General features: G+C 64.2%; 27 protein-coding genes and 1 riboswitch. Of the genes, 9 read left to right on the top strand and 18 right to left on the bottom strand.

Features of this window, described 5'->3' with window-relative positions; all coding sequences use genetic code 11:
- Window positions 1-35: 35 nt before the first annotated feature.
- Entirely contained in the window at window positions 36-869 is an 834-nt protein-coding gene (locus A9971_RS19315) for an EamA family transporter (protein ID WP_011063968.1), read from the bottom strand.
- 311 nt (window positions 870-1,180) lie between these two features.
- On the opposite strand from A9971_RS19315, the gene A9971_RS19310 reads away from it, so the two are divergent.
- Window positions 1,181-2,440 carry a sodium:proton antiporter gene (locus A9971_RS19310; RefSeq protein ID WP_011063969.1) on the top strand — a complete coding sequence of 420 codons (1,260 nt, stop codon included), beginning with the start codon at window positions 1,181-1,183 and terminating at the stop codon, window positions 2,438-2,440.
- On the opposite strand, the gene A9971_RS19305 is transcribed toward A9971_RS19310, so the two are convergent.
- Window positions 2,441-3,328 (bottom strand): formate/nitrite transporter family protein, encoded by an 888-nt coding sequence (locus A9971_RS19305; RefSeq protein WP_183001145.1) that lies wholly within the window; start codon window positions 3,326-3,328, stop codon window positions 2,441-2,443. It abuts the gene before it with no gap.
- A gap of 73 nt (window positions 3,329-3,401) precedes the next feature.
- Window positions 3,402-3,806, bottom strand: coding sequence for an acyl-CoA thioesterase (locus tag A9971_RS19300; protein WP_011063971.1), 405 nt, complete (start codon window positions 3,804-3,806; stop codon window positions 3,402-3,404).
- Window positions 3,807-4,005: 199 nt separating this feature from the next.
- Window positions 4,006-4,112, top strand: a riboswitch (S-adenosyl-L-homocysteine riboswitch).
- A 21-nt stretch (window positions 4,113-4,133) separates the two neighbouring features.
- Here A9971_RS19300 and ahcY point away from each other — a divergent pair.
- The 4 genes from ahcY (at window position 4,134) to A9971_RS19280 (ending at window position 9,610) form a co-directional block, all read left to right on the top strand.
- Complete coding sequence (gene ahcY, locus A9971_RS19295; protein WP_183001147.1) at window positions 4,134-5,543, top strand: adenosylhomocysteinase; 1,410 nt, start codon at window positions 4,134-4,136, stop codon at window positions 5,541-5,543.
- 189 nt (window positions 5,544-5,732) lie between these two features.
- Complete coding sequence (gene metF / locus A9971_RS19290) at window positions 5,733-6,578, top strand: methylenetetrahydrofolate reductase [NAD(P)H] (protein ID WP_183001149.1); 846 nt, start codon at window positions 5,733-5,735, stop codon at window positions 6,576-6,578.
- A 124-nt stretch (window positions 6,579-6,702) separates the two neighbouring features.
- A complete protein-coding gene (locus A9971_RS19285; protein ID WP_011063974.1) occupies window positions 6,703-7,518 on the top strand; it encodes an ABC transporter substrate-binding protein in 816 nt (271 codons plus the stop codon).
- A gap of 223 nt (window positions 7,519-7,741) precedes the next feature.
- Window positions 7,742-9,610 (top strand): DEAD/DEAH box helicase, encoded by a 1,869-nt coding sequence (locus A9971_RS19280; RefSeq protein ID WP_011063975.1) that lies wholly within the window; start codon window positions 7,742-7,744, stop codon window positions 9,608-9,610.
- A gap of 299 nt (window positions 9,611-9,909) precedes the next feature.
- Here A9971_RS19280 and A9971_RS19275 read toward each other — a convergent pair whose 3' ends face one another.
- The gene (locus A9971_RS19275; protein WP_011063976.1) at window positions 9,910-10,506 is read right to left on the bottom strand and encodes a YceI family protein; all 597 of its coding nucleotides are present in this window, start codon (window positions 10,504-10,506) and stop codon (window positions 9,910-9,912) included.
- A 32-nt stretch (window positions 10,507-10,538) separates the two neighbouring features.
- Window positions 10,539-11,090, bottom strand: coding sequence for a cytochrome b (locus A9971_RS19270; RefSeq protein WP_011063977.1), 552 nt, complete (start codon window positions 11,088-11,090; stop codon window positions 10,539-10,541).
- A gap of 317 nt (window positions 11,091-11,407) precedes the next feature.
- Between A9971_RS19270 and A9971_RS19265 the strand changes: the two genes are divergently transcribed.
- Together A9971_RS19265 and A9971_RS19260 are read left to right on the top strand one after the other, a co-directional pair.
- Window positions 11,408-12,814, top strand: coding sequence for an adenosylmethionine--8-amino-7-oxononanoate transaminase (locus A9971_RS19265; protein ID WP_053160302.1), 1,407 nt, complete (start codon window positions 11,408-11,410; stop codon window positions 12,812-12,814).
- A gap of 83 nt (window positions 12,815-12,897) precedes the next feature.
- Window positions 12,898-13,617: a 16S rRNA (uracil(1498)-N(3))-methyltransferase gene (locus A9971_RS19260; RefSeq protein WP_019095274.1), complete on the top strand. Its 720-nt coding sequence runs from the start codon at window positions 12,898-12,900 to the stop codon at window positions 13,615-13,617.
- A gap of 16 nt (window positions 13,618-13,633) precedes the next feature.
- Here the strand turns inward: A9971_RS19260 and A9971_RS19255 are convergent, their stop codons facing one another.
- The 3 genes from A9971_RS19255 to A9971_RS19245 are packed head-to-tail and all read right to left on the bottom strand — an operon-like array spanning window position 13,634 to window position 16,177.
- Window positions 13,634-14,536: a transporter substrate-binding domain-containing protein gene (locus A9971_RS19255; protein WP_011063980.1), complete on the bottom strand. Its 903-nt coding sequence runs from the start codon at window positions 14,534-14,536 to the stop codon at window positions 13,634-13,636.
- A gap of 28 nt (window positions 14,537-14,564) precedes the next feature.
- On the bottom strand, window positions 14,565-14,915 hold the full coding sequence (locus A9971_RS19250) for a RidA family protein (protein WP_011063981.1): 351 nt from the start codon (window positions 14,913-14,915) through the stop codon (window positions 14,565-14,567).
- Between the two features lie 20 nt (window positions 14,916-14,935).
- Complete coding sequence (locus A9971_RS19245) at window positions 14,936-16,177, bottom strand: D-amino acid dehydrogenase (protein ID WP_019095275.1); 1,242 nt, start codon at window positions 16,175-16,177, stop codon at window positions 14,936-14,938.
- 107 nt (window positions 16,178-16,284) lie between these two features.
- Between A9971_RS19245 and A9971_RS19240 the strand changes: the two genes are divergently transcribed.
- Complete coding sequence (locus tag A9971_RS19240; RefSeq protein WP_047338046.1) at window positions 16,285-17,190, top strand: LysR family transcriptional regulator; 906 nt, start codon at window positions 16,285-16,287, stop codon at window positions 17,188-17,190.
- 285 nt (window positions 17,191-17,475) lie between these two features.
- On the opposite strand, the gene A9971_RS19235 is transcribed toward A9971_RS19240, so the two are convergent.
- A complete protein-coding gene (locus A9971_RS19235; RefSeq protein ID WP_011063984.1) occupies window positions 17,476-18,093 on the bottom strand; it encodes a hemolysin III family protein in 618 nt (205 codons plus the stop codon).
- Between the two features lie 155 nt (window positions 18,094-18,248).
- Here A9971_RS19235 and A9971_RS19230 point away from each other — a divergent pair, with 155 nt between their 5' ends.
- Window positions 18,249-19,166, top strand: a complete 918-nt coding sequence (locus A9971_RS19230; protein ID WP_077934903.1) for a LysR substrate-binding domain-containing protein — start codon at window positions 18,249-18,251, stop codon at window positions 19,164-19,166.
- A 10-nt stretch (window positions 19,167-19,176) separates the two neighbouring features.
- On the opposite strand, the gene madM is transcribed toward A9971_RS19230, so the two are convergent.
- The 9 genes from madM to mdcA form a co-directional block, all read right to left on the bottom strand.
- Entirely contained in the window at window positions 19,177-19,944 is a 768-nt protein-coding gene (gene madM / locus A9971_RS19225) for a malonate transporter subunit MadM (protein WP_016968745.1), read from the bottom strand.
- 5 nt (window positions 19,945-19,949) lie between these two features.
- A complete protein-coding gene (gene madL / locus A9971_RS19220; protein ID WP_060841513.1) occupies window positions 19,950-20,342 on the bottom strand; it encodes a malonate transporter subunit MadL in 393 nt (130 codons plus the stop codon).
- Between the two features lie 67 nt (window positions 20,343-20,409).
- Window positions 20,410-21,345: a malonate decarboxylase subunit epsilon gene (mdcH, locus tag A9971_RS19215; RefSeq protein WP_183001150.1), complete on the bottom strand. Its 936-nt coding sequence runs from the start codon at window positions 21,343-21,345 to the stop codon at window positions 20,410-20,412.
- Window positions 21,342-21,968 carry a malonate decarboxylase holo-ACP synthase gene (locus A9971_RS19210; protein WP_011063989.1) on the bottom strand — a complete coding sequence of 209 codons (627 nt, stop codon included), beginning with the start codon at window positions 21,966-21,968 and terminating at the stop codon, window positions 21,342-21,344. The genes mdcH and A9971_RS19210 overlap by 4 nt, the downstream gene beginning before the upstream one ends.
- Complete coding sequence (gene mdcE / locus A9971_RS19205; protein ID WP_019095279.1) at window positions 21,965-22,768, bottom strand: biotin-independent malonate decarboxylase subunit gamma; 804 nt, start codon at window positions 22,766-22,768, stop codon at window positions 21,965-21,967. The genes A9971_RS19210 and mdcE overlap by 4 nt, the downstream gene beginning before the upstream one ends.
- On the bottom strand, window positions 22,765-23,616 hold the full coding sequence (locus A9971_RS19200; RefSeq protein WP_183001152.1) for a biotin-independent malonate decarboxylase subunit beta: 852 nt from the start codon (window positions 23,614-23,616) through the stop codon (window positions 22,765-22,767). The genes mdcE and A9971_RS19200 overlap by 4 nt, the downstream gene beginning before the upstream one ends.
- Entirely contained in the window at window positions 23,609-23,908 is a 300-nt protein-coding gene (locus A9971_RS19195) for a malonate decarboxylase subunit delta (RefSeq protein ID WP_183001153.1), read from the bottom strand. Before A9971_RS19195 ends, A9971_RS19200 begins: the two co-directional genes overlap by 8 nt.
- Complete coding sequence (locus tag A9971_RS19190; protein WP_183001154.1) at window positions 23,908-24,783, bottom strand: triphosphoribosyl-dephospho-CoA synthase; 876 nt, start codon at window positions 24,781-24,783, stop codon at window positions 23,908-23,910. Before A9971_RS19190 ends, A9971_RS19195 begins: the two co-directional genes overlap by 1 nt.
- Window positions 24,783-26,459: a malonate decarboxylase subunit alpha gene (mdcA, locus tag A9971_RS19185; RefSeq protein WP_041120237.1), complete on the bottom strand. Its 1,677-nt coding sequence runs from the start codon at window positions 26,457-26,459 to the stop codon at window positions 24,783-24,785. The genes A9971_RS19190 and mdcA overlap by 1 nt, the downstream gene beginning before the upstream one ends.
- Window positions 26,460-26,533: the final 74 nt, after the last annotated feature.

Below are 26,533 nucleotides of genomic sequence, written 5' to 3'. Positions count from 1 at the left end.
GGAGCAAATCCTTTTTTAGAGTTTTTAGGGAGCCTTCAGAACTTCATCACCAACATGCCAATCAGCACCAGTCCACAGGCTAAGAGCCGTGGCCGGCCGAAAGGTTCTTTCAGGTAGCGCATGCCGAACAGCACCACCAGGATCACACTGATTTCACGCAACGCAGCCGCTTCGGCGATCGATCCCAGTTGCATGGCCCAAAGCACCAGAGCGTAGCTGAACAACACGCAAAACCCGACGCTCAGCCCCAGGCGCCACTGCTCGCGCCAGAACAGGGCAAAGGCCGGGCGCTTCCAGACCACCGCCACCAGCGGAAAGGGCCAGGCGCTGAGCAGCGTGACCCAGGTCAGATAATCCAGCGGGTGCGACCAGCGGCGCAGCGCCTGGCCGTCAATATAGGTGTAGCAACCGATGCACAGGCCGATCAGCGCCACCACCGGCAGCATCGACCAGGGCAACCGCGCCCCGCCGCCGCCCTGCCAGAGCAGGCAGAGCATGCCGAAGGGAATCAGCAGAATGCCTAGGACCTGCTGAGTGCTCAGCGCCTCGCCGGCGAAGACCAGGGTCAACGCCAGCACCACCAATGGCGAAAGTCCGCGCATCAACGGGTACACCAGCCCGAGATCCCCCACGCGATAGGCCTGGATCAGCAGATATCGATACAAGAGCTCGAATGCCGCCGAGGCGATGATCCAGGGCCAGATCTCCAGTGGTGGGGATTCGAGAAAAAACAGCATGATGGCCACGAACAGCAGGGCCACGGTGTCCATGCAGGCCACCACCAGCAAGCGCTCGCCACTGAACTTGATCAGGGTGTTCCAGGCTGCGTGCAACAACGCCGCCACCAAAACCAGACTTGTCGCCAGCACCTTGCACTCCCTGGTTGCCTGAAAAAGCCGGATACCGCACATCCGGGCAGAAGCCGGGAATCCTCGCATGCCTGCGGCCCTGCTTGCACGGGCTACCGGCGCATTTGGCAGTGCCAGCAGCCAATTCGGCAACATGGGCATGTTAGAGGTACTTTTCCCCAAGTGCCTGCAACGTCGGGTCGAGGCTGTGGTCAATGGCTGCGGTCAGGCGACGATGGCGAAAACTGTGTCCCTCGCCGACGCCGGTACATCAAACCCTTAGCCTGAAAGCATTCAGGTCGCTTTTTCTGTAATCATCCAAAGGAGTCCGGATGCTTGAACTTGTCGCTGCCTTTATCTGCCTGACGACGCTGCTCACCTACGTCAACTTCCGCTTTATCGGCTTGCCACCGACCATCGGCGTGATGGTCACCGCCCTGCTGTTCTCGCTGCTGCTGCAAGGCCTGAGCTACCTGGGCTACCCCGGCTTGGAAGAACATGTGGAAGAATTGATTGGCAAGATCGACTTCGGCGATCTGCTGATGAACTGGATGCTGTCGTTCCTGCTGTTCGCCGGCGCCCTGCACGTCAACCTCAACGACCTGCGCAGCTACCGCTGGCCCATCGGCCTGCTGGCCACGGTCGGCGTGCTGATCGCCACCTTCGTCATCGGCAGCCTGGCCTACTGGATCTTCGGCCTGTTCGGCTGGCACGTGAGCTTTCTCTACTGCCTGCTGTTCGGCGCGCTGATTTCCCCCACCGACCCGATTGCCGTGCTGGGTGTGCTGCGTACCGCCAACGCTTCCAAGCCACTGAAGACCACCATCGTCGGCGAATCGCTGTTCAACGACGGCACCGCGGTAGTGGTGTTCACCGTGCTGCTGGGCATCGCTCAACTGGGGGAAACCCCGACCGTGGCTGCCACGGCCTGGCTGTTCGTGCATGAGGCCATTGGCGGCGTACTGTTCGGCGGGCTGATCGGCTACCTGGTGTATCTGATGATCAAGAGCATCGAGCAGCACCAGATCGAAGTGATGCTGACCCTGGCCCTGGTCATCGGTGGTTCGGCGATGGCCAGCGAGCTGCACGTCTCGGCGCCGATTGCCATGGTGGTGGCTGGCCTGATCATCGGCAACCTGGGACGCAACCTGGCGATGAACGACATGACCCGGCGCTACCTGGACGGTTTCTGGGAGTTGCTCGACGATATGCTCAATGCCCTGCTGTTCGCCCTGATCGGCCTGGAGCTGTTGCTGCTGCCGTTCAACTGGCTGCACCTGGCGGCCGCCAGCCTGCTGGCCGTGGCCATCGTGCTCTCTCGCGTGCTCACCGTGGCCCCGGCAATCCTCCTGTTGCGGCGCTGGCGCAGCGTGCCCCGGGGCACTATCCGCGTGCTGACCTGGGGCGGCTTGCGCGGTGGCGTCTCGGTGGCGCTGGCGCTGGCCCTGCCCCTGGGGCCGGAGCGTGACCTGGTGCTGAGCATCACCTACATCGTGGTGTTGTCGTCGATCCTGCTGCAGGGTCTGACCATCGGCAAACTGGTGCGCCATGTCACCCAGGATGCCCCGGCGGCCAAGGCCGAGGCCCACTGATCATTTCTTGATCTGCCGCGGATCGGGCGCCGGTGCCCGGTCCGCGTTCCAGTTCGGCTTGCCACTTTCACTGCGCACCTGGGCATGGCTAATCAGGGCGAAGATGAAACTGCCTCCAATGATGTTCCCGGCCAGGGTCGGCCCGGCGAACACCATCCAGAAATCCCGCCACGGCAACTCGCCGGCAAATACCAGGTAGGACACTTCCGCCGAGCCCACCACGATGTGAGTGAAATCCCCCAGCGCCATCAGATAGGTGATCAGGATGATGATCCACAGCTTGGCGCTCTCCATGGACGGGATCATCCAGACCATGGTGGCAATCATCCAGCCGGAGATGATGCCCTTGGCGAACATCTGCGCTCTGTCGTTCTCCATGACCTTGCGGCCGATTTCCAGAAAGGCCTGATCGGTCTTGCCGTCGAAAATCGGCAAGTGCAGCATCACATAGGCCACCAGCAGGGTGCCGCACAGGTTGCCCACCAGCACCACGCCCCACAAGCGCAGCAAGCGCCCGAAGTTGTTCAGGCTCGGCTTGCTCATCACCGGCAGCACGGCAGTCAGGGTGTTTTCCGTGAACAGTTGCTGGCGCGCCAGAATCACCGCCAGAAAGCCCGCGCAGTAGCCAAAGCTGGCAATGACCTTGAAGGCCTCGCCGTCGGGCAGGCGGGAGTTGAGCAGGCCCATGCCCATCAGCGACAGGCCCATGGTCAGGCCGGCAGCCAGGGCCGACCACCAGAGGGCTGCGACACTGCGCTCCAGTTCCTGGTCGCCCTGGGTGCGGATGATTTCATGCAGGACCGCCGCGCGGGGCGGCTGGTTATGGTCGACCTCATGCTGCTCTTGAGCAGAGAGGCCGGGGGTCTTGCCATCTTTTTGCGCGTCCATAAGGCTCCTGAACCAGGCGGGTCATTTAGCTACGACACGCTGGGCTCAGGGCTGTTCCTTTCTGCGCAAGGCATCAGGCGTCGGAAGCGTCATCCTTGAACTGGTCTTTGACGTATTTGATTTCGGTGCGGCCGTGAGGCGCCGGCAGGCCGTCTTCCCCCAGGTTGACGAAGACCATCTTCTCCACCGTGAGAATGGATTTGCGAGTGATCTTGTTGCGCACTTCGCACGTCAGGGTGATCGAGGTACGACCGAACTCGGTGGCGGTGATACCCAGCTCGATGATGTCGCCCTGGCGCGAGGCGCTGACGAAGTTGATTTCCGAGATGTACTTGGTCACGACTCGCTGGTTGCCCAGCTGGACAATGGCGTAGATCGCCGCTTCTTCGTCGATCCAGCGCAACAGGCTGCCGCCGAACAGCGTGCCGTTGGGGTTGAGGTCTTCGGGTTTTACCCACTTGCGGGTGTGGAAATTCATATGCACTCCTGACCGTCCTGCCAATTGATGCCCGGCATAATGGCAGACCGGGCAGTCATGCTCTACGCAACATCGACTATGGTCGCGATTAACGATCTTCATCCAGGTGACATAAACACTTTTGGAAGTCTGGCTCAGGCGGCTATAATCGCCACCGTTTCAAAACGGTCATCTGCACTTGATACCGTTTTCCCGCCACCTGTCCGAGGGGCGCTGCAGCAGGCATGACCTGTCAGGCTCGGATGGGGCGTTGTTGGTACAGGGCTCCCTGTATGGACACTAAACGCACAACGGCGCCCATTCGCACACTACGAATGGAGGCTCTTGATGAGCGCTGTAAACACGCCTGCAGGTTTTACCGACTACAAAGTCGCCGACATCTCCCTGGCTGCCTGGGGTCGTCGCGAAACCATCATCGCTGAATCGGAAATGCCGGCCCTGATGGGTCTGCGCCGCAAGTACCTGGCTGAACAGCCACTCAAGGGCGCCAAGATCCTCGGCTGCATCCACATGACCATCCAGACCGCCGTGCTGATCGAAACCCTGGTTGCCCTGGGTGCCGAAGTACGCTGGTCGTCCTGCAACATTTTCTCGACTCAAGACCAGGCTGCAGCCTCAATCGCCGCTGCCGGCATTCCTGTGTTCGCCTGGAAAGGCGAGACCGAAGAAGAGTACGAGTGGTGCCTGGAGCAGACCATCCTCAAGGATGGCAAGCCTTGGGACGCCAACATGATCCTCGACGACGGCGGCGACCTGACCCAGCTGCTGCACGACAAGTACCCACAGGTACTGGACCGCGTTCACGGCGTGACCGAAGAAACCACCACCGGCGTGCACCGCCTGCTGGACATGCTGGCCAAGGGCGAGCTGAAGGTTCCTGCGATCAACGTCAACGACTCGGTGACCAAGAGCAAGAACGACAACAAGTACGGCTGCCGTCACAGCCTGAACGACGCCATCAAGCGCGGCACCGACCACCTGCTGTCCGGCAAGCAAGCGCTGGTCATCGGCTACGGTGACGTGGGCAAGGGCTCGGCTCAGTCCCTGCGTCAGGAAGGCATGATCGTCAAGGTTTCGGAAGTGGACCCGATCTGCGCCATGCAAGCCTGCATGGACGGTTTCGAGCTGGTTTCGCCGTTCATCGACGGTATCAACCACGGCACCGAAGCCAGCATCGACAAAGCCCTGCTGGGCAAGATCGACCTGATCGTGACCACCACCGGTAACGTCAATGTTTGCGACGCAAACATGCTCAAGGCCCTGAAAAAGCGTGCCGTGGTCTGCAACATCGGCCACTTCGACAACGAAATCGACACCGCTTTCATGCGCAAGAACTGGGCATGGGAAGAAGTGAAGCCACAGGTGCACAAGATCCACCGCACCGGCCCTGGCGATTTCGATGCACACAACGACGACTACCTGATCCTGCTGGCCGAAGGCCGCCTGGTGAACCTGGGCAACGCCACCGGTCACCCAAGCCGCATCATGGACGGTTCGTTCGCCAACCAGGTCCTGGCACAGATCTTCCTGTTCGGCCAGAAGTACGCCGACCTGTCGCCGGCCCAGAAAGCCGAGCGTCTGACTGTTGAAGTACTGCCGAAGAAACTCGACGAAGAAGTGGCCCTGGAAATGGTGCGCGGCTTCGGCGGCGTGGTCACTCAACTGACCAAGCAACAGGCTGAATACATCGGCGTAACCGTCGAAGGCCCGTTCAAGCCAGACGCCTACCGCTACTAAGAGCAGCTGCAGGCGGCAAGTCATCAGCGGCAAGCAAAGAGCCAAAAGCTCTGCTTGCTGCAACTGACCTGGTGCTTGCCCTAATCGCTATAGCAGTTTCAAGCAGCAGGCTGCAGGCACAAGAAACCAGCGCACCTCCGCTTTTTCTTGGCGCTTGCCGCCTGTTACTTGCAACTGGAGGTCCCCTCCATGTCCAAAGATCGTCGCTACAGCTTCGAGTTCTTCCCCACCAAGACCGATGCTGGGCATGAAAAACTGCTCGCCACTGCCCGTCAGCTGGCCGGCTACAACCCCGATTTCTTTTCCTGCACCTACGGTGCCGGCGGCTCGACCCGTGATCGCACGGTCAACACCGTGCTGCAACTGGAGAGCGAAGTTAAAGTCCCTGCGGCGCCGCACCTGTCCTGCGTCGGCGACAGCAAGGACGACCTGCGCGGCCTGCTGCAGCAGTACCAGGCAGCCGGCATCAAGCGCATTGTCGCCCTGCGTGGCGACCTGCCTTCGGGCATGGGCATGGCCAGCGGTGAACTGCGCTACGCCAATGACCTGGTGAGCTTCATCCGCGAGGAAACCGGCAGCCACTTCCATATCGAAGTCGCCGCCTACCCAGAAATGCACCCGCAAGCGCGCAACTTCGAGGAAGACCTGGTCAACTTCGTGCGCAAGGCCAATGCCGGTGCCGACAGCGCGATCACCCAGTACTTCTTCAACGCCGACAGCTACTTCTACTTCGTCGAGCGCGTGCAGAAGATGGGCATGAACATCCCGATCGTGCCGGGCATCATGCCCATCACCAACTACAGCAAGCTGGCGCGCTTCTCCGACGCCTGCGGCGCAGAGATTCCGCGCTGGATCCGCAAGCAGCTGGAAGCCTATGGCGATGACAGCGCCAGCATCCAGGCCTTCGGTGAACAGGTAATCAGTGACATGTGCGAACGCCTGCTCCAGGGCGGCGCACCCGGGCTGCACTTCTATACCTTGAACCAGGCCGACCCGAGCCTGGCGATCTGGAACAACCTCCAGCTGCCACGCTGACAGGCTGCAACCCAAGCTCCGGGCCCTGGTGAAAACCGGGGCCTTTTTGTTTGCAGCAGCCTTGAGCTAGAGCGTCCGGAACTGCCTCTAGCAATTGCATGATCTCTCGTCGTAATCTCCAGCAATGTCCGTCATAGCCCGGTTGCTGACCACCTTTCTCTGCACTTGCCTGAGCCTTGCCGCCCATGGCGAGAAGCTGCGCATTGTCACCGAACCCTGGGCGCCCTATGTCTATGAGGAAAATGGCACGGCCAAGGGCCTGGACTACGAAACCACCGCCATTGTCTTCCAGCGCCTGGGCATAGAGGTGCAGTGGCAGTTCCTGCCCTGGAAACGCTGCCTGGCGATGCTGGAAACCGGCCAGGCCGATGGCGCCCTGGACATCTTCCACAGCGACCAGCGCGACGGCACCCTGCTCTACCCCAACGAGCCGCTCTCGGACGTGGAGTTCGTGATGTTCTATGCCAACCAGCGCCCACACCCGTTCAAGCGCCTGAACGAACTCAAGGGCCTGACCATCGGCACTTCCCCCGGCTATCTGTACAGCGACGATTTCAGCAACTCGACCCTGTTCAACCGCGAACCGGCCCCCACCCACGAAGCCAATTTCGGCAAGCTGCTGCTGGGGCGGATCGACCTGCTGATTACCGACAAACGGGTCGGCCAGCACCTGCTGGACAGCCTGGGGCTGCGTGACCAGGTCAGCCAGAACCCCACTGTCATCAGCCGCCAGAGCCAATACCTGGCCGTGCGCCGCAATGCCGGCATGGACCTGCTGGTACAGCGCTTCGGCGCCGAACTGAAGCGCTTCAAGCGCGAACCGGCCTACGCCCAACTGAGCGCCAAGTACGGTGCTGAACCTGCTCTGCCGCCGGTCAGGTCTTCATCAACCCGCGAGTCAGAAAAAACCGTTGAGCAGCAGGAAAGCAGCGCACACTGATTGCTCTGTTATACTCCGGCCTCCCGCCAGGCTCACGCCCGGACGCTGGACCCTGTTCAAGGCCTCTCCACCCCGCTACGGCGCAGCCAACCGGCCCGCGCGAGCCGCCGGTGAATGACCCTTCAGGCCAGCAGGACCGGACGGGATTGCGTCCTCTTAAACGCCATTCACGCCCGGCAAGATTATCCCTTTGGGCCAAGCCCTCACTAAAACAGGATTACTCATGTCCTTTGCTTCCCTCGGTCTCTCCGAGGCTTTAGTCGGCGCCATCGAAGCCGCCGGCTACACCCAGCCTACTCCGGTGCAACAGCGGGCCATTCCCGCCGTGTTGCAAGGTCGCGATCTGATGGTCGCGGCACAGACAGGTACTGGTAAAACCGGCGGTTTCGCCCTTCCGATCCTGGAACGGTTGTTTCCCAACGGTCATCCGGACAAATCCCAGCGTCATGGCCCGCGCCAACCCCGCGTACTGGTCCTGACCCCCACTCGCGAGCTGGCCGCGCAAGTGCATGACAGCTTCAAGCTGTACGCCCGCGACCTGAAGTTCGTCAGCGCCTGCATCTTCGGCGGCGTCGGCATGAACCCGCAGGTTCAGGCCATGGCCCGTGGCGTCGATGTGCTGGTGGCGTGCCCCGGCCGTCTGCTGGACCTGGCTGGCCAGGGCAGCGTCGACCTGTCCCACGTGGAAATCCTGGTTCTCGACGAAGCCGACCGCATGCTCGACATGGGCTTCGTCCATGACGTCAAGAAAGTCCTCGCCCGCCTGCCCGCCAAGCGCCAGAACCTGCTGTTCTCCGCGACCTTCTCCAAGGACATCACGGACCTGGCCGGCAAGCTGCTGCACAACCCCGAGCGCATCGAAGTGACCCCGCCGAACACCACGGTGGAGCGTATCGAGCAGCGGGTCTTCCGCCTGCCGGCCAGCCACAAGCGTGCCCTGCTGGCGCACCTGATCACCGCCGGCGCCTGGGAACAGGTCCTGGTGTTCACCCGGACCAAGCACGGCGCCAACCGCCTGGCCGAGTACCTGGACAAGCACGGCCTGAGCGCTGTGGCGATCCACGGCAACAAGAGCCAGAACGCCCGTACCAAAGCCCTGGCCGACTTCAAGGCTGGCGAAGTGCGGATCCTGGTCGCCACCGATATCGCCGCCCGCGGCCTGGATATCGACCAACTGCCTCACGTGGTCAACTTCGAACTGCCTAACGTCGACGAAGACTACGTGCACCGTATTGGCCGTACCGGCCGTGCCGGTCGCTCCGGCGAAGCCATCTCCCTGGTGGCTCCGGACGAAGAGAAACTGCTGAAAAGCATCGAGCGCATGACCAAGCAGAAGATCGCCGATGGTGACCTGATGGGCTTCGATGCCAGCGCAGTGGAAGCCGAGAAGCCGGAAGTGCGCGAGCGTCCGGATGTGCGCAACCCGCGCAATCCCCGTGGCCCACGCGGCGATGGCCCGAACGGCGGTGGCGGTGGTGGCGGTCGCAAGGACAAGGGCAAGGACAAGGGCGGCAAGGAAAAACCCGCCCGTGGCGAACGCCCGGCCCGCGAGCAGAAGCCTCGTGAAGGCACCCCGGCCCGCGAACAGCGTCAACCGACGCCCCGTGCCGATCGCGCACCGGACGAGTTCCTCGACGACGACGTGGACAACTTCGGTAACCGCGCTGACTACGTCAGCCCGTACCAGAACAAGAACAACCAGGGCCGCGGCCGCCGCCCAGGGGCTCCGGCCCAGGGTGCAGGCGCTGGCAATCCGCCACGCGGCGGTGCCGGTGGTGGCCAGGGTCGCTCCGGCAACCCGCGCAACAGCAACGGCAGCACCACCGGCACCGCGCCGGCCAAGCGCAGTGGCGGCCCGCGCAACGGCGCCCCTCGTGACAGCCAGGGCCGTCGCGACGAGCCGCGCAATCGCCGCCCGAACCGTGACGATCAGCCACGCCAGGAACCGGCCGTGCAGAATCCTCGGGGCAACCAGCCGAAGATCATGCACAAGGAATCCAAGGCCGATCGTTTCCCGACGCCTGAGCAGCTGGATCAGTTGCCAAGCCGTCCACGGGGCGAAAAGCCGGCGCTGCTGACCCGCAACCGCTGAGCCTCGCGCTGAAATGAAAAACGCCCCTGGCCGCAAGGCCCGGGGCGTTTTTCATGGCGGCTGGTCGAGGGCGTTTCTGTAGCCGCTGCCGCAGGCTGCGAACGACGGGGAACCCGGCGCCAGGACCTGACCGGTTTACCGCATTTCATGACGGGCAATAAAAAACGCCCCCGATTTGTGGTCGGGGGCGTTTTTTTGCTTTCGCAGGTTGCGACCAGTCCTATAAGGGCTGTGCGGGGGAGATCGCGAAGGCCCTGCGGGCCTTGTCGCAGCCTGCGGCAGCGGCTACAGACGAAGCATTACTTCGCTTTCACGCCTTCGAAGCTGATGTACAGGTCGACATTGTTGGAGGCCGGGCCCAGGTCCATCATCTTGCCGAAATCCTGGCGATTGATGCTGGTGGTACCTTCGAAGCCGGCACGGTAGCCGCCCCATGGGTCCTTGCCTTCACCCAGGAAGGTGGCCTTGACCACGACCGGCTTGGTCACGCCGTGCAGGGTCAGGTCGCCGGCCACGTCAGCGGTCAGCTTGCCGTCGGCGTTCTTGCCGGTGGGCTTGACGCTGGTGGAGACGAACTTGGCGTCGGCAAACTTGCCAGCGTCCAGGAAGTCCTTGCTGGTGATGTGCTTGTCACGTTCGGCGTGGTTGGTGAACACGCTGGCGGTGCGCACGTTGACTTCGATCTTGGCGTCTTCCGGCTTGGCCGCGTCAAAGCTGAACTTGCCGTCCAGGTCCTTGAAGGTACCGGTGATGAAGCTGTAGCCCAGGTGGCTGATCTTGAAGTCGACGAAGGCGTGCTGGCCTTCCTTGTCGATCACGTAGTCCGCTGCCATCACTTGACCGGCCGCCAATACAGCAGATCCGATTGCCAGAGCGGCGAGAGTCTTTTTCAACATGCTTTCTATTCCTTTTGAGTCAAGGTTGAACATCAGGCTTTGCGACCCAGCATACGGGTAAGGGTCGCATCACGATCGATAAAGTGGTGCTTCAGCGCAGCCAGGCCATGGATACCGGCAAAGATCACCAGTGCCCAGGCCAGGTACAGATGCACCACACCTGCTACATCTGCCTGGTCCGGTAGTCCGGAGATCAGGGCAGGAACTTCAAACAAGCCGAACACCGGGATACCCACGCCGTCGGCGGTGGAGATCAGGTAACCGGCAATCATGACCGCGAACAGGCCGAGGTAAAGGAACGCGTGCCCCAGCTTGGCCCCCAGGCGGGTCAGCGGCCCATGGTTGGCCGGGGCCGGCGGCGGTGGGCTGACCCACCGCCACAACACCCGCAGCAGCATGATTGCAAACAGTGTCAGGCCGATACTCTTGTGCAGGTCCGGCGCGTCTTTGCGCCAGGTGCTGTAGTAGTCGAGGCCGACCATCCACAGGCCCAGGGCGAACAGACCAAACACCGCCAGGGCCACGCCCCAGTGCAGAACAATGCTGACCCAACCATAGCGAGAAGAAGAATTACGTAACTGCATCAGTTGCATCCTGTAAGAAACGCAGATCAAGACTAGCGATTTACCTATCGAATTAAAGCGGAATTTTTTGCTTTGAAATATCGAGAAATACGATCAGTAGTCTGGACCGAGCGCGTTAAGAAAAGATTAAGCCTCACGCCAAGCCAGCCTCCTTGCTCCCTCGTGCCGTGCCCTGGGTCTTGCAGGCGGCGTCTTTGCACCTGACGCATCACGCCGTGGCGCGTCTTGCACAATAGGTTGTCCCGCGGCCATGCATTGCATAGGCTTGCCCGATTGTTCGCCCGCGCCGTTGGCGGGCCGCTTCCAGGAGACTGTACATGGGCCTGAATAACCAGTGGATGCAACGCGATCTTGCGGTGCTGTGGCATCCCTGCACCCAGATGAAAGACCACGAACAGCTGCCGTTGATCCCCATCAAGCGAGGCGAAGGCGTCTGGCTGGAAGACTTCGAAGGCAAACGCTACCTGGATGCGGTCAGCTCCTGGTGGGTCAATGTGTTCGGCCACGCCAACCCGCGCATCAACCAGCGCATCAAGGACCAGGTGGACCAGCTGGAACACGTGATCCTCGCCGGCTTCAGCCACCAGCCGGTGATCGAGTTGTCCGAGCGCCTGGTCAAGATCACCCCCGAAGGCCTGACCCGCTGCTTCTACGCCGACAACGGTTCGTCATGCATCGAAGTGGCGATGAAGATGAGCTTTCACTACTGGATCAACCGCGGCCAACCGAACAAGAAGCGCTTCGTCACCCTGAGCAACAGCTACCACGGCGAAACCATCGCCGCCATGTCAGTGGGCGATGTGCCGCTGTTCACCGAGACTTACAAGGCCCTGCTGCTGGACACCCTCAAGGTGCCGAGCCCGGACTGCTACCTGCGGCCCGAAGGCATGAGCTGGGAAGAACACTCGCGGAACATGTTCGCCGCCATGGAGCAGACCCTGGCCGAGCACCACGAAACAGTGGCCGCGGTCATAGTCGAGCCGCTGATCCAGGGCGCCGGCGGCATGCGCATGTATCACCCGGTGTACCTCAAGTTGCTGCGCGAAGCCTGCGACCGCTATGGCGTGCACCTGATCCATGACGAGATCGCCGTGGGTTTCGGCCGCACCGGCACGATGTTCGCCTGCGAGCAGGCCGGCATCCGCCCGGATTTCCTGTGCCTGTCCAAGGCCCTGACCGGCGGCTACCTGCCCCTGGCCGCGTGCATGACCACCGACGATGTCTACAGCGCCTTCTACGACGACTACCCGACCCTGCGCGCCTTCCTCCACTCCCACAGCTACACCGGTAACCCGCTGGCCTGTGCCGCGGCCCTGGCGACCCTGGATATCTTCGAGCAGGACAATGTGGTGGAGAACAACCACGCGCTTGCCCGGCGCATGGCCAGCGCCACCGCGCACCTGGTGGACCACCCCCACGTTGCCGAAGTACGCCAGACCGGCATGGTCCTGGCCATCGAGATGGTCCAGGACAAGGCCAGCAAGACCGCCTACCCCTGGCAGGAACGCCGTGGCCTGAAAGTCTTCCAGCACGCCCTGGAACGCGGCGCCCTGTTGCGTCCCCTGGGCAGCGTGGTGTATTTCCTGCCGCCGTACGTGATCACCCCGGAACAGATCGACTTCCTCGCCGAAGTCGCCAGTGAAGGCATCGAAATCGCCACCCGCGACCAGGTCAGCGTGGCGGTGCCCAAGGACTTCCACCCCGGCTTTCGCGATCCGGGCTAGAGCAGGTCGTTAGTTGTGGCCAGGGAGCTTGCTCCCTCGCCACAGAACGCTTTCCACCGATTCACATTCAACAGAGAACCCAGATGAGATTGTCCCGCTTCTTTATCGACGCCCCCCTGAGCCTAGGCGAACACGAGTTGCCGGAAGCCCAGGCACACTACATCGGGCGCGTACTGCGCATGGCCGAAGGTGCTGCCCTGCAGGTGTTCGATGGCTCGGGCACCGAGTTTCGCGGGGCTCTGGTGGAAGTGGGCAAGAAGCGGGTTCGGGTCCAACTGAATGAAAGCTTCGCCGGCCAGGCAGAATCACCGCTGCGGATTCACCTGGGCCAGGGCCTGTCCCGGGGCGAGCGCATGGACTGGGCGATCCAGAAGGCCACGGAGCTTGGGGTCAGCGAAATCACCCCGATCTTCAGCGAGCGCTGCGAAGTGCGGCTCAAGGACGAGCGCGCCGACAAGCGCCTGCTGCACTGGCGCCAGGTGGCCATCAGCGCCTGCGAACAGTGCGGCCGCTCACAGGTCCCGGTGATCCACCCACCCGTGCTGCTGGCGGACTGGATCAAGCAGGCCCGGGCCGACCTGAAGCTGGTGCTGCACCCCGTGGCCCAGCCCCTGGAAAGCCACGCCAAGCCTGCCAGCCTGGCGTTCCTCATTGGCCCTGAAGGCGGCCTGACAGACGCCGAAGTGGAGCTGTCCCACAGCGCCGGTTTCCTCCCCGCACGCTTGGGGCCGCGGGTGCTGCGTACCGAAACCGCCCCCGTGGTGGCCCTGGCCGTGGCCCAGCAACTGTGGGGCGACTTCTAACCCCTCCTGGTGGTGGCTATTGCACCGGATCGCTGGTGGGCTGGGCGATGATCGCTTTGAGTTCACTGGTCATGGGGAATTCCAGGTTCAGGCCCTTGGGCGGAATCGGCTGCTGGAACCAGCGCTGGTAAATGCCGTTGATCTCCCCGGAGCGGTACAGGTCCGCCAGGGCACCATTGACCAGGGCCAGGAACTGCGGGTCATCCTTGCGCACCATGCAGCTGTAGATCTCCCGCGACTGTTCTTCCCCCACCACCACCCAGTTGTGCGGATCCCGGGCCTTGGCCCGCTCGCCGTACAGCAACGCATCGTCCATGTAGAACGCCGCCGCACGCCCCGACTGGAGCATCTGGAAGGCCTCGCCGTGGTCCTTGGCGCTGATCACGAACATGTCGATCTTGTGCTCGACGTTGTAGCTCTTGAGAAAGCGCTCGTTGGTGGTCCCCGCCGTGGTCACCACGTTCTTGCCCCGCAGGTCGGCGAAGCTCTTGATCCCGCTGTCCTTGGCGGTCAGCAACTGGCCTTTGACGTAGATGAAACCGTAGGAAAACGCCACCTGCTTCTGCCGCTCGGCCGTCACCCCGGTGGAACCGCACTCCAGGTCCACGGTGCCGTTCTGCACCAGGGGAATGCGGGTCTGCGAGGTCACCAGGTTGTATTTCACCTTCAGGTTGGGCAGGTGCAACTGCTGCTGGATGCGCTCCACCACCTTGCTCGCCAGCTCCACGGAATAACCCATGGGCTTGCCGCTGTTATCCCCCACGTAGGAAAAGGGCACCGAGGCATCGCGATAACCCAAGGTAATACTGGCGCTGTTGGCGATCTTCGCCAGGGTGCCCTGCAGAGGCGCTTCATTGGCCTGGGACATGGCGCTGAACAGCAGCCCCAAGGTGCAGCCGAGCAACGTGATCTTATGCATTGTTATTCTCCGTTGTGGGTAAGGGCAGTTAGCGGCGGGCCGCGATGATGCTGATTTCTACAAGGATCTGCGGGCGCGCCAGGGCCGCCTGCAAGGTGGTGCGCGCCGGCGCCTGGCCGGGGGACAGCCAGGCCGACCAGACTTCGTTCATCACCGCGAAATCGGCCTGGATGTCCTTGAGGTAGATCGTCGCGCTGAGCAGGTGCTCCTTGTCGCTGCCGGCCTCGGCCAGCAAGGCGTCGATCTTCTCCAGCACCTCGCGGGTCTGGCCGCCGATATCGCTGCTGGCCCCCGGCACCTGCCCGGAAAGAAACACCAGTCCGGCAAAGCTCACCGCGCCACTCAGGCGCTCGTTGCTGTGGATACGCTGGATACTCATCTGAAGACTCCTTTTAACGTTCAGGCAACGCGGGGCGTCAGGCCCTGCATGTCGATACTGGTGCAACGCTGGCCGATCAGTTCGCCCAGCAACTGGCCGCTGCCACAGGCCAGGGTGAACCCTAGCGCGCCGTGGCCAAGGTTGAGCCACAGGTTGCGGTAGGCGGTGGCCCCGATCAGCGGCACGCCGCTGGGGGTAGCCGGACGCATGCCGGCCCATTCCACGGCTGCCTGATAGTCACCGGCCTCGGCGAAGGTCTGGGCCGCCTGACGGCGCATCAGGGCCAGGCGGCCGGGGTCTGGCGCCGGGTCGAAACCGACGATGTCGACCATGGCCGCCACCCGCAGTTGCTGGCCGATACGCGCATAGACGATCTTGCGGTTGTAGTCGGTGATGCTGATGTCCGGCGCCCGGTGCTGCGGGCCGATGGGCACGCTGAGGCTGTAGCCCTTGAGCGGATACAGCGGCAGTTGGAGCCCGGGCAGGCGCAGTTCGGCGCTGCGGTGCCCGGCCGCCAGCACCAGTTGGTCCACCGGCAACATGCGCTCCCCCAGGTCGATGGCCTGGACCTTATCCCCCCCATGGTGAATGCCCCGCACCCGCTGGCCCAGTAGGATTTCGCAGCGCCCGGAAGCGCGCAGCCGCGTGGCCAGTTGCTGGCAGAAGGCGTGGCAGTCGGCCACTTCTTCATCCGGGGTATAGATACCGCCGACGAAGGGCGTATCCCCCAGGGCCGGTTCCAGGGCCGTGCATTCGGCGGCGCAAAGCACCTGTTGCTGGCCGCTGTCCGCCAGGTTGTGCCGGGCGTGCTCGAAGCTTTTTTGCTCGCGGAAAGTCACCAGCTTGCCGTTGCGCCGCCAGTCGAAGCCTTGTAGGCCATCCTCTTCGCGCCAGCTTTGCAGGGTGCTCTGGCTGAGCAGCGCCAGGCGCAGCAGGTGCGCGCCATTGCGCCGGTTCACCGAGTGCCGGCAAGCACCGAGGAACCCCGCCAGCCAGCGCCACTGCGCCGGGTCCAGGCGTGGCCGCAGCTTGAGCGGAGAGTCGCCCTTGAGCATCCAGCCCAGGGCCTGCCAGGGCACCCCGGCATCGGCCAGAGGCGCCACATAGCGATAGGACAGCTGCCCGCCGTTGGCGAAACTGGTCTGGCTGCCCAGGGACTCCTGAGCCTCCACCAGGGTCACCTCAAAGCCCTGGCGGACCAGGGCGTAGGCACTGGCCAAGCCGATGACGCCCCCTCCAATGATGCAAACCCGCTGACTCATGATTGCCCCTGGCCTGTTGGTCGATGGCCCAAGGTTAGGGGCAGGTGACAGACGCCGGACAATGAATAAAGATGGACCTCCCATAAACAAAGGTTATGGACTGCCCCATGCGCCTTCGTCATATCGAGATTTTCCAGGCCATCCGCCAGACCGGCTCCATCAGCGGCGCGGCGCAGTTGCTGCATGTCTCCCAACCGGCGGTGACCAAGGTTTTGCAGCACGCCGAACTGCAGTTGGGTTTCCCGTTGTTCCTGCGGGTGCGGGGCAAGTTGCAGCCAACCCCGGAGGCCCTGGAGCTGGAGCGCGAAGTGGACAAGGTCAGCGAGAGCCTGCAAGGGGTACGGCGCCTGGCCCAGAACCTGCGCCGGGCGCCGGGCCACAGCCTGCGCATCGGCGCCACACCGGCCCTGGCCCTGGCCTTGCTGCCGCCCGCCATCAGTGAATGGACCCGCCTTTACCCGGACAGCCTGTGCGAACTGTCCAGCGCCCATAGCCGCGAGCTGGTACAGAACCTGCTGATGCGCGAGATCGACCTGGCGCTGACCCTGCAACCCCCGGATCACCCGGGCCTGAGCGCCCAACCCCTGGCCCAGGGTGTGCTGGTGGCCCTGGCGCCGCTGGGCTTCTGGCCCGAACACAGCCGCGGCCAGCCCCTGGCGCTGCAGGAGCTGGCGGACGCGCCACTGATTGGCCTGAGCAGCGCCGACCCGTTGTCAGCCCGGCTCGACAGCTACCTCAAGTCGGTGGAGCCGCCGCCGCGGGTGAGCATTGCCGTGCAGACCTATTCCCTGGCCCGGGCCATGGTCGAGTCCGGCGCCGGGCTGGCCCTGATCGACCCCTTCACCGCCCTGGGCGCCTCAACGGCCAACACCGCTATCCGCCCCTTGAGCCCGCCGCTGCCGATCACCCTGTACGCCGTGACCCGCGCCGCAGAACCGCCGCCCCACACCCTGGCCAGCCTGCTGGAAATCTTCGCCCGCCAGGCCCAGGCCCAGCTCGACCGCCCCTTGTAGGAGCTGGCTTGCCAGCGAAAGCATCCGCCAGCCCGGTGCTAATCCAGAGGGCCTCTTCGCCGGCAAGCCGGCTCCTGCACCAATCCACAACACCCCGCCCCGCAGGAGCTGGCTTGCCAGCGAAAGCGTCCGCCAGCCCGGTGCTAATCCAGAGGGCCTCTTCGCCGGCAAGCCGGCTCCTACACCAATCCACAACACCCCGCCCCGTAGGAGCTGGCTTGCCAGCGAAGGCGTCCGCCAGCACGGTGCTAATCCAGAGGACCCGCTGCGCCGGCCAGCCGGCCGCTACAGGACGTAGAACAGGATCGCGACGAAATGCAGCAGGCTGCCGGCGATCACGAACAGGTGCCAGATGCCGTGGGCATGACGCAGGCGGCTGTCGAGGGCAAAGAAGATGATGCCCACGGTGTACAGCACCCCGCCCGTGGCCAGCCAGGCGAAGCCGGCTGGCCCCAGGGCCGCCAGCAGCGGCTTGACCGCCACCAGGACGATCCAGCCCATCACCGCGTAGATCACGATGGAGAGAATCCGCGCCTCGGAGCGCGGCTTGATCTCCTGGAGGATGCCGATCAGCGCCAGCCCCCAGACGATGCCGAACAGGGTCCAGCCCCAGGGCCCGCGCAGGGTCACCAGACAGAACGGCGTGTAACTGCCGGCAATCAGCAGGTAGATCGAAAAATGATCAACCTTCTGCATGATGTTCTTCGCCCGTCCGCGCACGCTGTGGTAGACCGTGGACACGCTGTAGAGCACCAGCAAGGTGAAGGAATAGATCGCCACGCTGACGATCTTCCACGGGCTGCCATCCAGGCTGGCCAGCACCACCAGCCAGATGCCGCCGATAAACGCCGCGATTGCCCCCAGCAGGTGGGTCCAGGCGTTGAATCTTTCTCCGTGATACATCAGTCGCTCACCCTTGAAACATTGAAAAAACACGCAAGGCTCAGGCCTGCAGCTTGAAAGCGCAATATGTCTATTGGGGCGCGGCCGAGAAAAAACCAGCGGCCACGTCCTGACCGATCGGGCATCATCAGCCCCTCCTCAGCAGAGTCCGGACCATGCTCATCGACGAAGAGTTGACCCTGAAAAAGCTCGAAGTGTTTCTGGCCTTCATGCGCACCGGCAACCTGGCACGCGCTGCCGCCGAGTTGCAGACCAGCAATGTCAGCGTGCACCGGGCCATCCACTCCCTGGAAAATGCCCTGCGCTGCCCGCTGTTCAAGCATGAAGGGCGCAACCTGACGCCCCTGGAAAGCGCCTTCGTCCTGGAAGAACGGGCACAGAAGCTGGTGCAGGACGTGGTCGAGAGCGTGCGCCTGACCCGCGAAGCCGCGGGCTTTTCAGCAGAACGCTTCAAGCTCGGCGCACTTTACTCGCTAACGGTGAAAACCGTGCCGCAGCTGATCATGGGCCTCAAGCTGCGCCGCAGCGAGCTGAACATCGACCTGATCCTGGGCTCCAACATCGACCTGTTGTACAAGCTCAAGAACATGGAAGTGGACGCCATCCTGATTTCCCTGGACGACAGCGCCCATGACCCGGACTGCGAGCAACTGCCGTTGTTTTCCGATGACATTTTTCTCGCCACCCCCGCCGATTCGCCCTTTGCCCAGCAGAGCGAAGTGGACCTGGCCGACGTGCGCGACGCCACCTTCATCACCCTGACCCAGGGCTTTGCCACCCATCAGGACGGGGTGCGAGTGTTCAAGCAGGCGGGGTTCGAACCCAAGGTGGCGATGCAGGTCAACGACATCTTCACCCTGCTGAGCATGGTCAGCTCCGGGGTCGGTTATGCGTTGCTGCCGGGGAGGATCGCGGCGGTGTATGAGAACCGCGTGAAACTGATACCACTGCAGGCGCGCTACCGCCTGCAGCAGCATATCGGCGTGGTGTTTCTCAAGGCCAAGGAGCGCGACCCGAACCTGTTGGCGCTCCTGGCCGAATGCCGGATGTACGCCAACCGGCAAAGTACCTAGAGGCCGGTGCCTACGCGCCCAGCAGGCCGCGCATCAGCAGGAACAGCAACGACGGCCCCAGCAGGCAACCCAGGGCGGTGTAGAACGCCGCCGTCAGGCAACCGTAGGGCACCAACTTCGGATCGGTGGCCGCCAGCCCCCCGGCAACACCGCTGGAGGTGCCCATCAGGCCGCCGAAGATCACCGCGCTGCGCGGGTTGTTGAGGCCGATCAACGGCGCCACGAACGGCGTCATCACCATCACCAGGATCGCCTTGATCAAGCCCGCGGCAATCGACAGCGCCATGACTTCGGAACTGGCGCCAATCGCCGCCCCGGTCACCGGACCGACGATGTAGGTCACCGCCCCGGCGCCAATGGTGGTCAGGCTCACCGCATCGGTATACCCAAAGGCCATGGCCACGCCGACTCCAGCCACAAAGGACGAGCCGACCCCGACGAACAGCGCCAGTACGCCGACGAATCCGGCGCGCTTGAGCTCCTCGACACTGACCCCGAAGGCCGTGGCGACAATCGCGAAGTCCCGCAGCATGGCCCCGCCCAGCAGGCCGATGCCCGACAGCAGCGGAATATCTACTACGCCCTTCTGCCCGCCGGTGAAGGCGCCGCCCACGTAAGACAGCACCAGCCCCAAAAGAATGGCGATGGCCGAGCCGTGCAGGCGGCCCTTGGTAAAGGTGTTGGAGATCCAGTAGGACACCCACATGGTGATCCCGATCACCGCGAAGCCGCTGATCAGCCCGTAGCCGGTAATGACCTTCATCATCGATTCGTACATGGCCCTTACCCCACTGTTTTCTGAGCAACGGCCGCATCCGGCGCCTTGTTGCCGATGCGTACCAGCACCGGTACCAGGGCGAAGGCGATCACTACCGCCAGGGTACCGGCGAGAATCGCCATCGGCCCGCCCTTGAGCGCGCCATAGACGTTCTGCTGGGCGGCCATGGCCACCACGATGGGGATGTACACCGCGCCCCAGAACTCCACACCCTGCTCGGACTTGCCGGCGAACAACCCGCGCTTGTGCAGGTAGCTGCCCAGGCCGATCAACAGCAGCATGGCAATACCGACGCCGCCGACATTGGCCGGTACGCCGATCAATTTGCCCAGCAGCTCACCGATGAAAATACCCACCAGGGTACAAAAGGCCAGGAAGGCCACACCGTAGATAATCATTGTCGTAGTCCTCAAAGTGCATCGTCGAAGTTGTTGTTCTTGTGCTTCGTCAGCCTGAGTCGGTGCTCTATCGGTCGCGGCTTCCCTCCTCACTCAACAGGGCTTGCAGGGTATCCAGGCGCGCGCCGTCGAAGGCGATCACCGTCCCTTGGGCAAACACCCGGCGGGCCAGCCCGGTCAGTACCGCGCCGGGAGGCAATTCGATCTGCAGGCGCACCCCGCGCTCGTACGCGCTTTGCACCGTGCCGCGCCAGTCGACGACGCGGCACATGTTGAAGGCCAGGTCGTCGCGCAACGCTTCCACGGAGCGCATGGGCCGCGCTCGGCTGCCACTGAGGTAGGCCAGCTTCGGCAGTTGCAGGGGTACCTCGGCAAAGGCGGCAGCCAGGGCCTGGGCCGGTTGTTCCAGCAGTGGGCAATGGGACGGCACGCTGACCGCCAGGCGCTTGGCCACGCCGACCCCGCAACCCCGGGCCAACTCGGCCACGGCATGCATCGCGGCATCGCTGCCGGCGATCACCACCTGGTTGTCGGCGTTGATATTGGCCAGGTACACCGGCCTCTGCGGGCTGTGGACCTGGGCCAGCAGCCCTTCCACCGCCGCCAGTTCCAGGCCGATCAATGCGGTCATGCCATAGCCCTGTGGATAAGCCTGCTGCATCAACTCACCCCGCAGGCTCACCAGGCGCAAGGCGTCGGCAAACTCCAGGGCCCCGGCCACCACCGCCGCCGGATAGGCGCCGATGGACAGGCCCGCCACGTAGTTCACCCGAGTATCGGGCTGCAACAGAGTGCGCGCCGCCGCCACGCCGGCGATCAGCAGGCACAGCTGCACCGCCCGGGTGCTGGCCAGGGCTTGGGGTGAATCCAGCGTCAGTACGTCCTGCCCCAGCACATCGCTGGCCTCTTGCAGGCAGGCCCGCGCTTGCGGGCTTTGCGGCAGACGCTGGAGCATCCCCGGCTGCTGCGCGCCCTGGCCCGGAAACACCAGCAGGCTGCTCATGCCGCCTGCTCCTGAGGGTTCCAGGGGTCGCTGACCAGGCGCGCGCCACTGGCGCTCTTGAGCAGAACCCGGGCAGCCGGCCCGGCCCATTCGCGCAGGGCCAGGGCGCCGCCGGGCACCTGCAATTGCATATCCACCGGGCAACCGGCGCCGTCCAGCAGCGCCAGCAATTCACGGGCCCGGGCCCGTGGCAGAAGCTCCGGGGTACGCAGGATCAGGTCCAGGTCGCTGTGCTGATGCAAGGCCGCCACGCCGCTGGCCAGCTCGAAACCGGCACTGCCACTCACGCCCCAGATCCACTCCTGGGCATCCAGTTCATCGCGCAAGTGCTGCAACGCCTGCAACGCCGGCCATGGGCCCTGGGGCGGTACATGACACAGCTGCTCGGGGCGCACCCCGCGCTGCACGGCTTGCAGATCCAGCAGCGCCGGATAGCGCTGTTCCCGGGAAACACCGCGCAAACCCACCGCAACCTGCCCCGGTGCAGTCAGGGCCCGGCGCACCACCACCGGCTGCCCGGCCTCCAGCACCGCATGGGCCCAGGCCGGCGCATCGCCCGGCAACTGTGCCGGGGTCATGCCCCACAGCAGGTCGTGGGGCAGCCAGGGGCCGCACCCGCTCACCACTGCTCCCGCAGCAACTGCCGGACTCGGCTCGACGCCGCCCGGTTCACCGCGCCCAGACGGCTACCGAGGTCGACGCCCTTGGCCCGCACATCGGCAATCGCCGCCAACAGGCATTGATTGACCCGGGCCAGATCCTCCGCCGTCGGCTGCTCAATCTGCCGCACCGACAGGGTTTCCCACAGCAGGCCCAGGCCCGCGTAGCTGTCGATGTCATAGGCCATGGGCGGCACGCTGGCGGCCAGGGCTTCCAGCTCCTCGACGCTGCGCAGGGTCACCCGCGCCGCCGAGGCCTTGCCCATGGCGTGCACCATCACCCCCGGGTCACGCAGGGCGATCAAGCGGTTGGCCTGATACCCATGGGCCAGAAAGGCCCCGGACATGGCCTTGCCCACCAGCAGGGCAATCACCGGGTGCCCGGCCAGGCGGGCCCGGGCATAGCTGTCGGCGGCGCCCGCCAGGGCCTGATGAATGCCCAGCGCCTCTTCGCGCCGGCCATAGGCCTGGCTCGGCACATCGACAATGGCGATCAGCGCCCGCTTGTGCTCCTGGTCCTGATCGGCGCGGATCACCTCATCCACTGCCTTGGCCAGCCCCCAGCCTTCCAGCAGGCCGACCTCGCCCTGGCGTGCGCGGGGAAAACGGTTGTCGGGGTCAGGCACTACCGCAATGAAGCGCGCCGGCTGCCCGTCCAACTGGCCGTCGGCAACCTTCAAGGAACGTGGCAGGCCGCTCACGGGGGTCGCATCGCCACTCAAGGCGTCGAACCAGTTCAGGCCCCGCAGGGAACTAGCAGTCATGGGCGGTCTCCTTGATACAGGTCGCGAACCGTCGCCGCATCGATTTGCGGCGTAGTGTCCAAGCGGGACAGACGTTGCAGGTACAGCTCGGCCTCGCGGCTGCGTTGCCGCGACGGCAAGCCCAGGGCCAGCAGCTCACGGACCTGGGCCTGGATCAGTGCCACATCGTCAGCCACGTAGCGGTCCACCAGGCCACTGGCGAAACGCTGCTCGCCGCCGGTCAGGCTCCAGATGAAAGGCCGGTCCCGGGAGTCGTATTCCTCAAGGCCCGCTTCCTGCTCGATCACCTGCGGGCCGTTGAGCCCCAGGCGCGCTTCCTGGGTGACCAGCAGATAACTGCACAAACCGGCGGCAATCGACATGCCGCCAAAGCAGCCGACGCTGCCGGCCACCACGCCGACCACCGGCTGGTACTGGCGCAGGTCGACAATCGCCGCATGAATGTCGGCAATCGCCGCCAGCCCCAGGTTGGCTTCCTGCAGGCGCACGCCGCCGGTTTCCAGCAGCATCACGGCGCGGGTCGGGATGCCGTTGCGGTTGTCCTCGGCGGCCAGCTCCAGGGCGCCGGCAATCTTCGCCCCGCCCACTTCACCGAGGCTGCCGCCCTGGAAAGCGCCTTCGATGGCAGCAATCACCACCGGCGAACCAGCGATGCTGCCCTTGGCGATCACCACCCCGTCATCAGCCTGGGGCACTACGCCCTGGCGCTCCAGCCAGGGCGACATGACCCGCTGGAACGGGTCCAGCAACTCACGAAAGCTGCCGGCATCCAGGAGTGCCCGGGCCCGCTGCCGAGCACCCAGCTCGACGAAGCTGTGCTTGTTCAACAAGCGTGCGCTGTCAGTCATGGCCGATCTCCTCGAAGCCCTGTTCCAGGCGCAGGCGCACCACCCCGGGGGTGGCACCGAAATCATGGATGTCGATCAACAGCGCCGGCGGCGTCTGGCCGTCGAACATGCGCTCGAACAGGTGCTGCCAGCGCGATGCGCTGCCGTTTACCGAGGTCTGTACCTGGATGCTCAATTTGCCGGGCTGCCCCGTCTCCAGCAGCACTTCCAGGTCGCCGGAGCCGACACAGCCCACCAGGGCGCGGCCACGGCCGGGCTGGCCGGCGGGGAATTCAAAGGACAAGGTTTCCATCAGTTCGCTCCCTGGTTAACAGCATCGCCGGATTCGATCCGGTCCAGCAGCAGGCTGGCCGCCAGCAAGTCGGCAGCGCCGCCGGGCGAGGCATTCAAGGTCAGTAGTTGCAGATCCAGTTCATGCAGGCGACGACGCCCGGCCAGGGTGGCGCTGCCACCAGCATCGAGCACCGCCCGGGCCCCCTGCTGCATGGCCTGCAGGCCCAGCTCACCGGCGCGATAGAGCACGCAGGTGTCCGCCAGCCGGCTCATGATCGCCAGCAAGGCATCGAGCCGGGCATTCTGTTCGCCATGGCCCTGGGCGCGGCTGCGCTTGAGCTGCGGCAGCCCCAGTTGCAGCACCGCGGGAAAGCCTTGCTGGGCTTCTTCGCGGGCACCGCGTACGCCGTAGCGCAACGCCACCTGGGCGCCATGGCTCAAGGGGCGTGGTGCATAACGGTCTTCGAGCAAGGCCAGGCGCGCGGCCCGCAGCGCGACACTGCCGGCACTCGTGGCTTGAGGTTCCAGCGCGGCGGCGGCCACCAGCAGCCCCAGGGCCCAGATCGCCCCGCGATGGGTATTCACCCCACCAGTGGTGGCGAGCATGGCCTGCTCGCCTTCTCGGCCAATGCGCCCCAGGGCTTCACGCAGGGGCAGGCCCACTTCCCCGAGCAGCAGGGCAGCGTCGGCCATTTCCTTGAAGGCCGGCCACAGCGACAGCGCCGAGGCATGCATCAGGCCCAGGTGCAGGTCGGTGTGGGCGCCATTGCCACGGCGGTCCACCAGGGCCGGCTTGGGCGACAGGTCGGCCTCGTCGATCAGCGCGTCCACCGCCAGATCCGCCAGGCGCTCGGTCAGGCTCGGGGTGGGTGATTGCAGGTTGAATGCGTGCATTACCAGCTCCTGAACTTGGCGGGCGGGTTGTACAGGCCACCGGACCACTCCACCAGGTCGGCCACGCTTTTCGCCGCCAGCAGCTCGCGGCTGGCGTCGGTGCGGCGAATGCCCAGGTCTTCCGGCAGGGCAATCAGGCCTTCACGGCGCATGCGCGCGGTGTCCTTGGGGTTGTGGCGCAAGCCGATGGCGGTAACCCCGGCCACGGCGGCGATCATCGCCTGGCGCTCTTCCAGGGAACGGGCCTTGTACAGGTAGGCGATGCCTTCCTCGGTCAGCAGGTGGGTGACGTCGTCGCCGTAGATCATGATCGGCGCCAGGGGCATGCCGCTCTTGCGCGCCACGTCCACCGCGTCGAGGGTTTCGACGAAGGTCGGTTTGCCGCCTTCCTGGAAGGTTTCCACCATCTGCACCACCAGCTTCTTGCCGCGTTCGAGCATGGCCTGAGGTGCATCGCTCTGATCCTGGCGCATATCGAGCCAGGCCGGGGTGCCGTGGCGGCGCCCGCGGGGGTCGTGACCCATGTTCGGCGCCCCGCCGAAACCGGCCAGGCGGCCACGGGTCACGGTGGAGGAATGGCCGTCGCCATCCACCTGCAAGGTGGCGCCGATAAACAGGTCCACCGCGTACTGCCCGGCCAGCTGGCAGAACATCCGGTTGGAACGCAGGGAACCGTCGCGACCGGTGAAGAACACGTCCGGACGCGCGGCGATGTAGTTTTCCATGCCCAGTTCGGTGCCGAAGCAATGCACGCTGTCCACCCAGCCACTTTCAATGGCCGGAATCAGGGTTGGGTGAGGATTGAGGGTCCAGTTGCGGCAGATCTTGCCCTTGAGCCCCAGGGATTGGCCGTAGGTGGGCAGGATCAGCTCGATGGCCGCGGTGTTGAAACCGATGCCATGGTTCAGCGACTGCACGTTGTGTTTTTCGTAGATGCCGCGAATCGCCATCATCGCCATCAGCACGTGCACCGGCTTGATATGGCGCGGGTCGCGGGTGAACAGCGGCTCGATATAGAACGGCTTGTCGGCCACCACCACGAAATCCACCCAGGACGCGGGAATGTCGACCCGGGGCAGCTCGCTGACATCGTCCACCAACTGGTTGACCTGGACGATGACAATGCCGTCGCTGAAGGCCGCCGGCTCGATCAGCGCGGGCGTGTCCTCGGTACTGGGGCCGGTGTAGATGTTGCCGGCGCGGTCGGCCATGAACCCGGCAGAGAGCACCACATTGGGGATCAGGTCCACCACCAGCCGCGCATAGAGTTCGATGTAGGTATGGATGGCGCCGATTTCCAGCAGCCCGTCTTCCAGCAACTGGCTGATGCGCAGGCTCTGGGTGCCGGCAAAGGAAAAGTCCAGCTTGCGGGCGATGCCGCGCTCGAACAGGTCCAGGTGCTCGGAACGGCCGACGCTGGGCATGATCATGTGCAGGTCATGCAGCCTGGCCGGGTCGGCCTTGGCCAGGGAGCGGGAGAGAAAGTCCGCCTGTTTCTGGTTGTTGCCTTCCAGCACCACCCGGTCGCCGGGCAGGATCAGCGCTTCCAGGGCCGCGACGATCTTGTCGGTCGGCAACACCACGCCATCGGCGATGGCCCGCACCTGCTCGAGGCGCCGCTGCTTTTCGCTGCGCCGCCGCGACCAGCGCGCGTCGGGGGAAATTATTGTTGTCATGCTCACTCCACGGGTTCGCTGTCGTGGCAGTCACCTTAGGAGTGAAAACGGGGAGCATCAATCAAGCACGGCGT

The organism is Pseudomonas sp. UME65 (assembly GCF_014170225.1).
Lineage (GTDB): Bacteria > Pseudomonadota > Gammaproteobacteria > Pseudomonadales > Pseudomonadaceae > Aquipseudomonas > Aquipseudomonas protegens.
The sequence above is the reverse complement of the archived record's forward strand: the minus strand, read 5'-3'. Positions and strand labels throughout refer to the sequence as shown.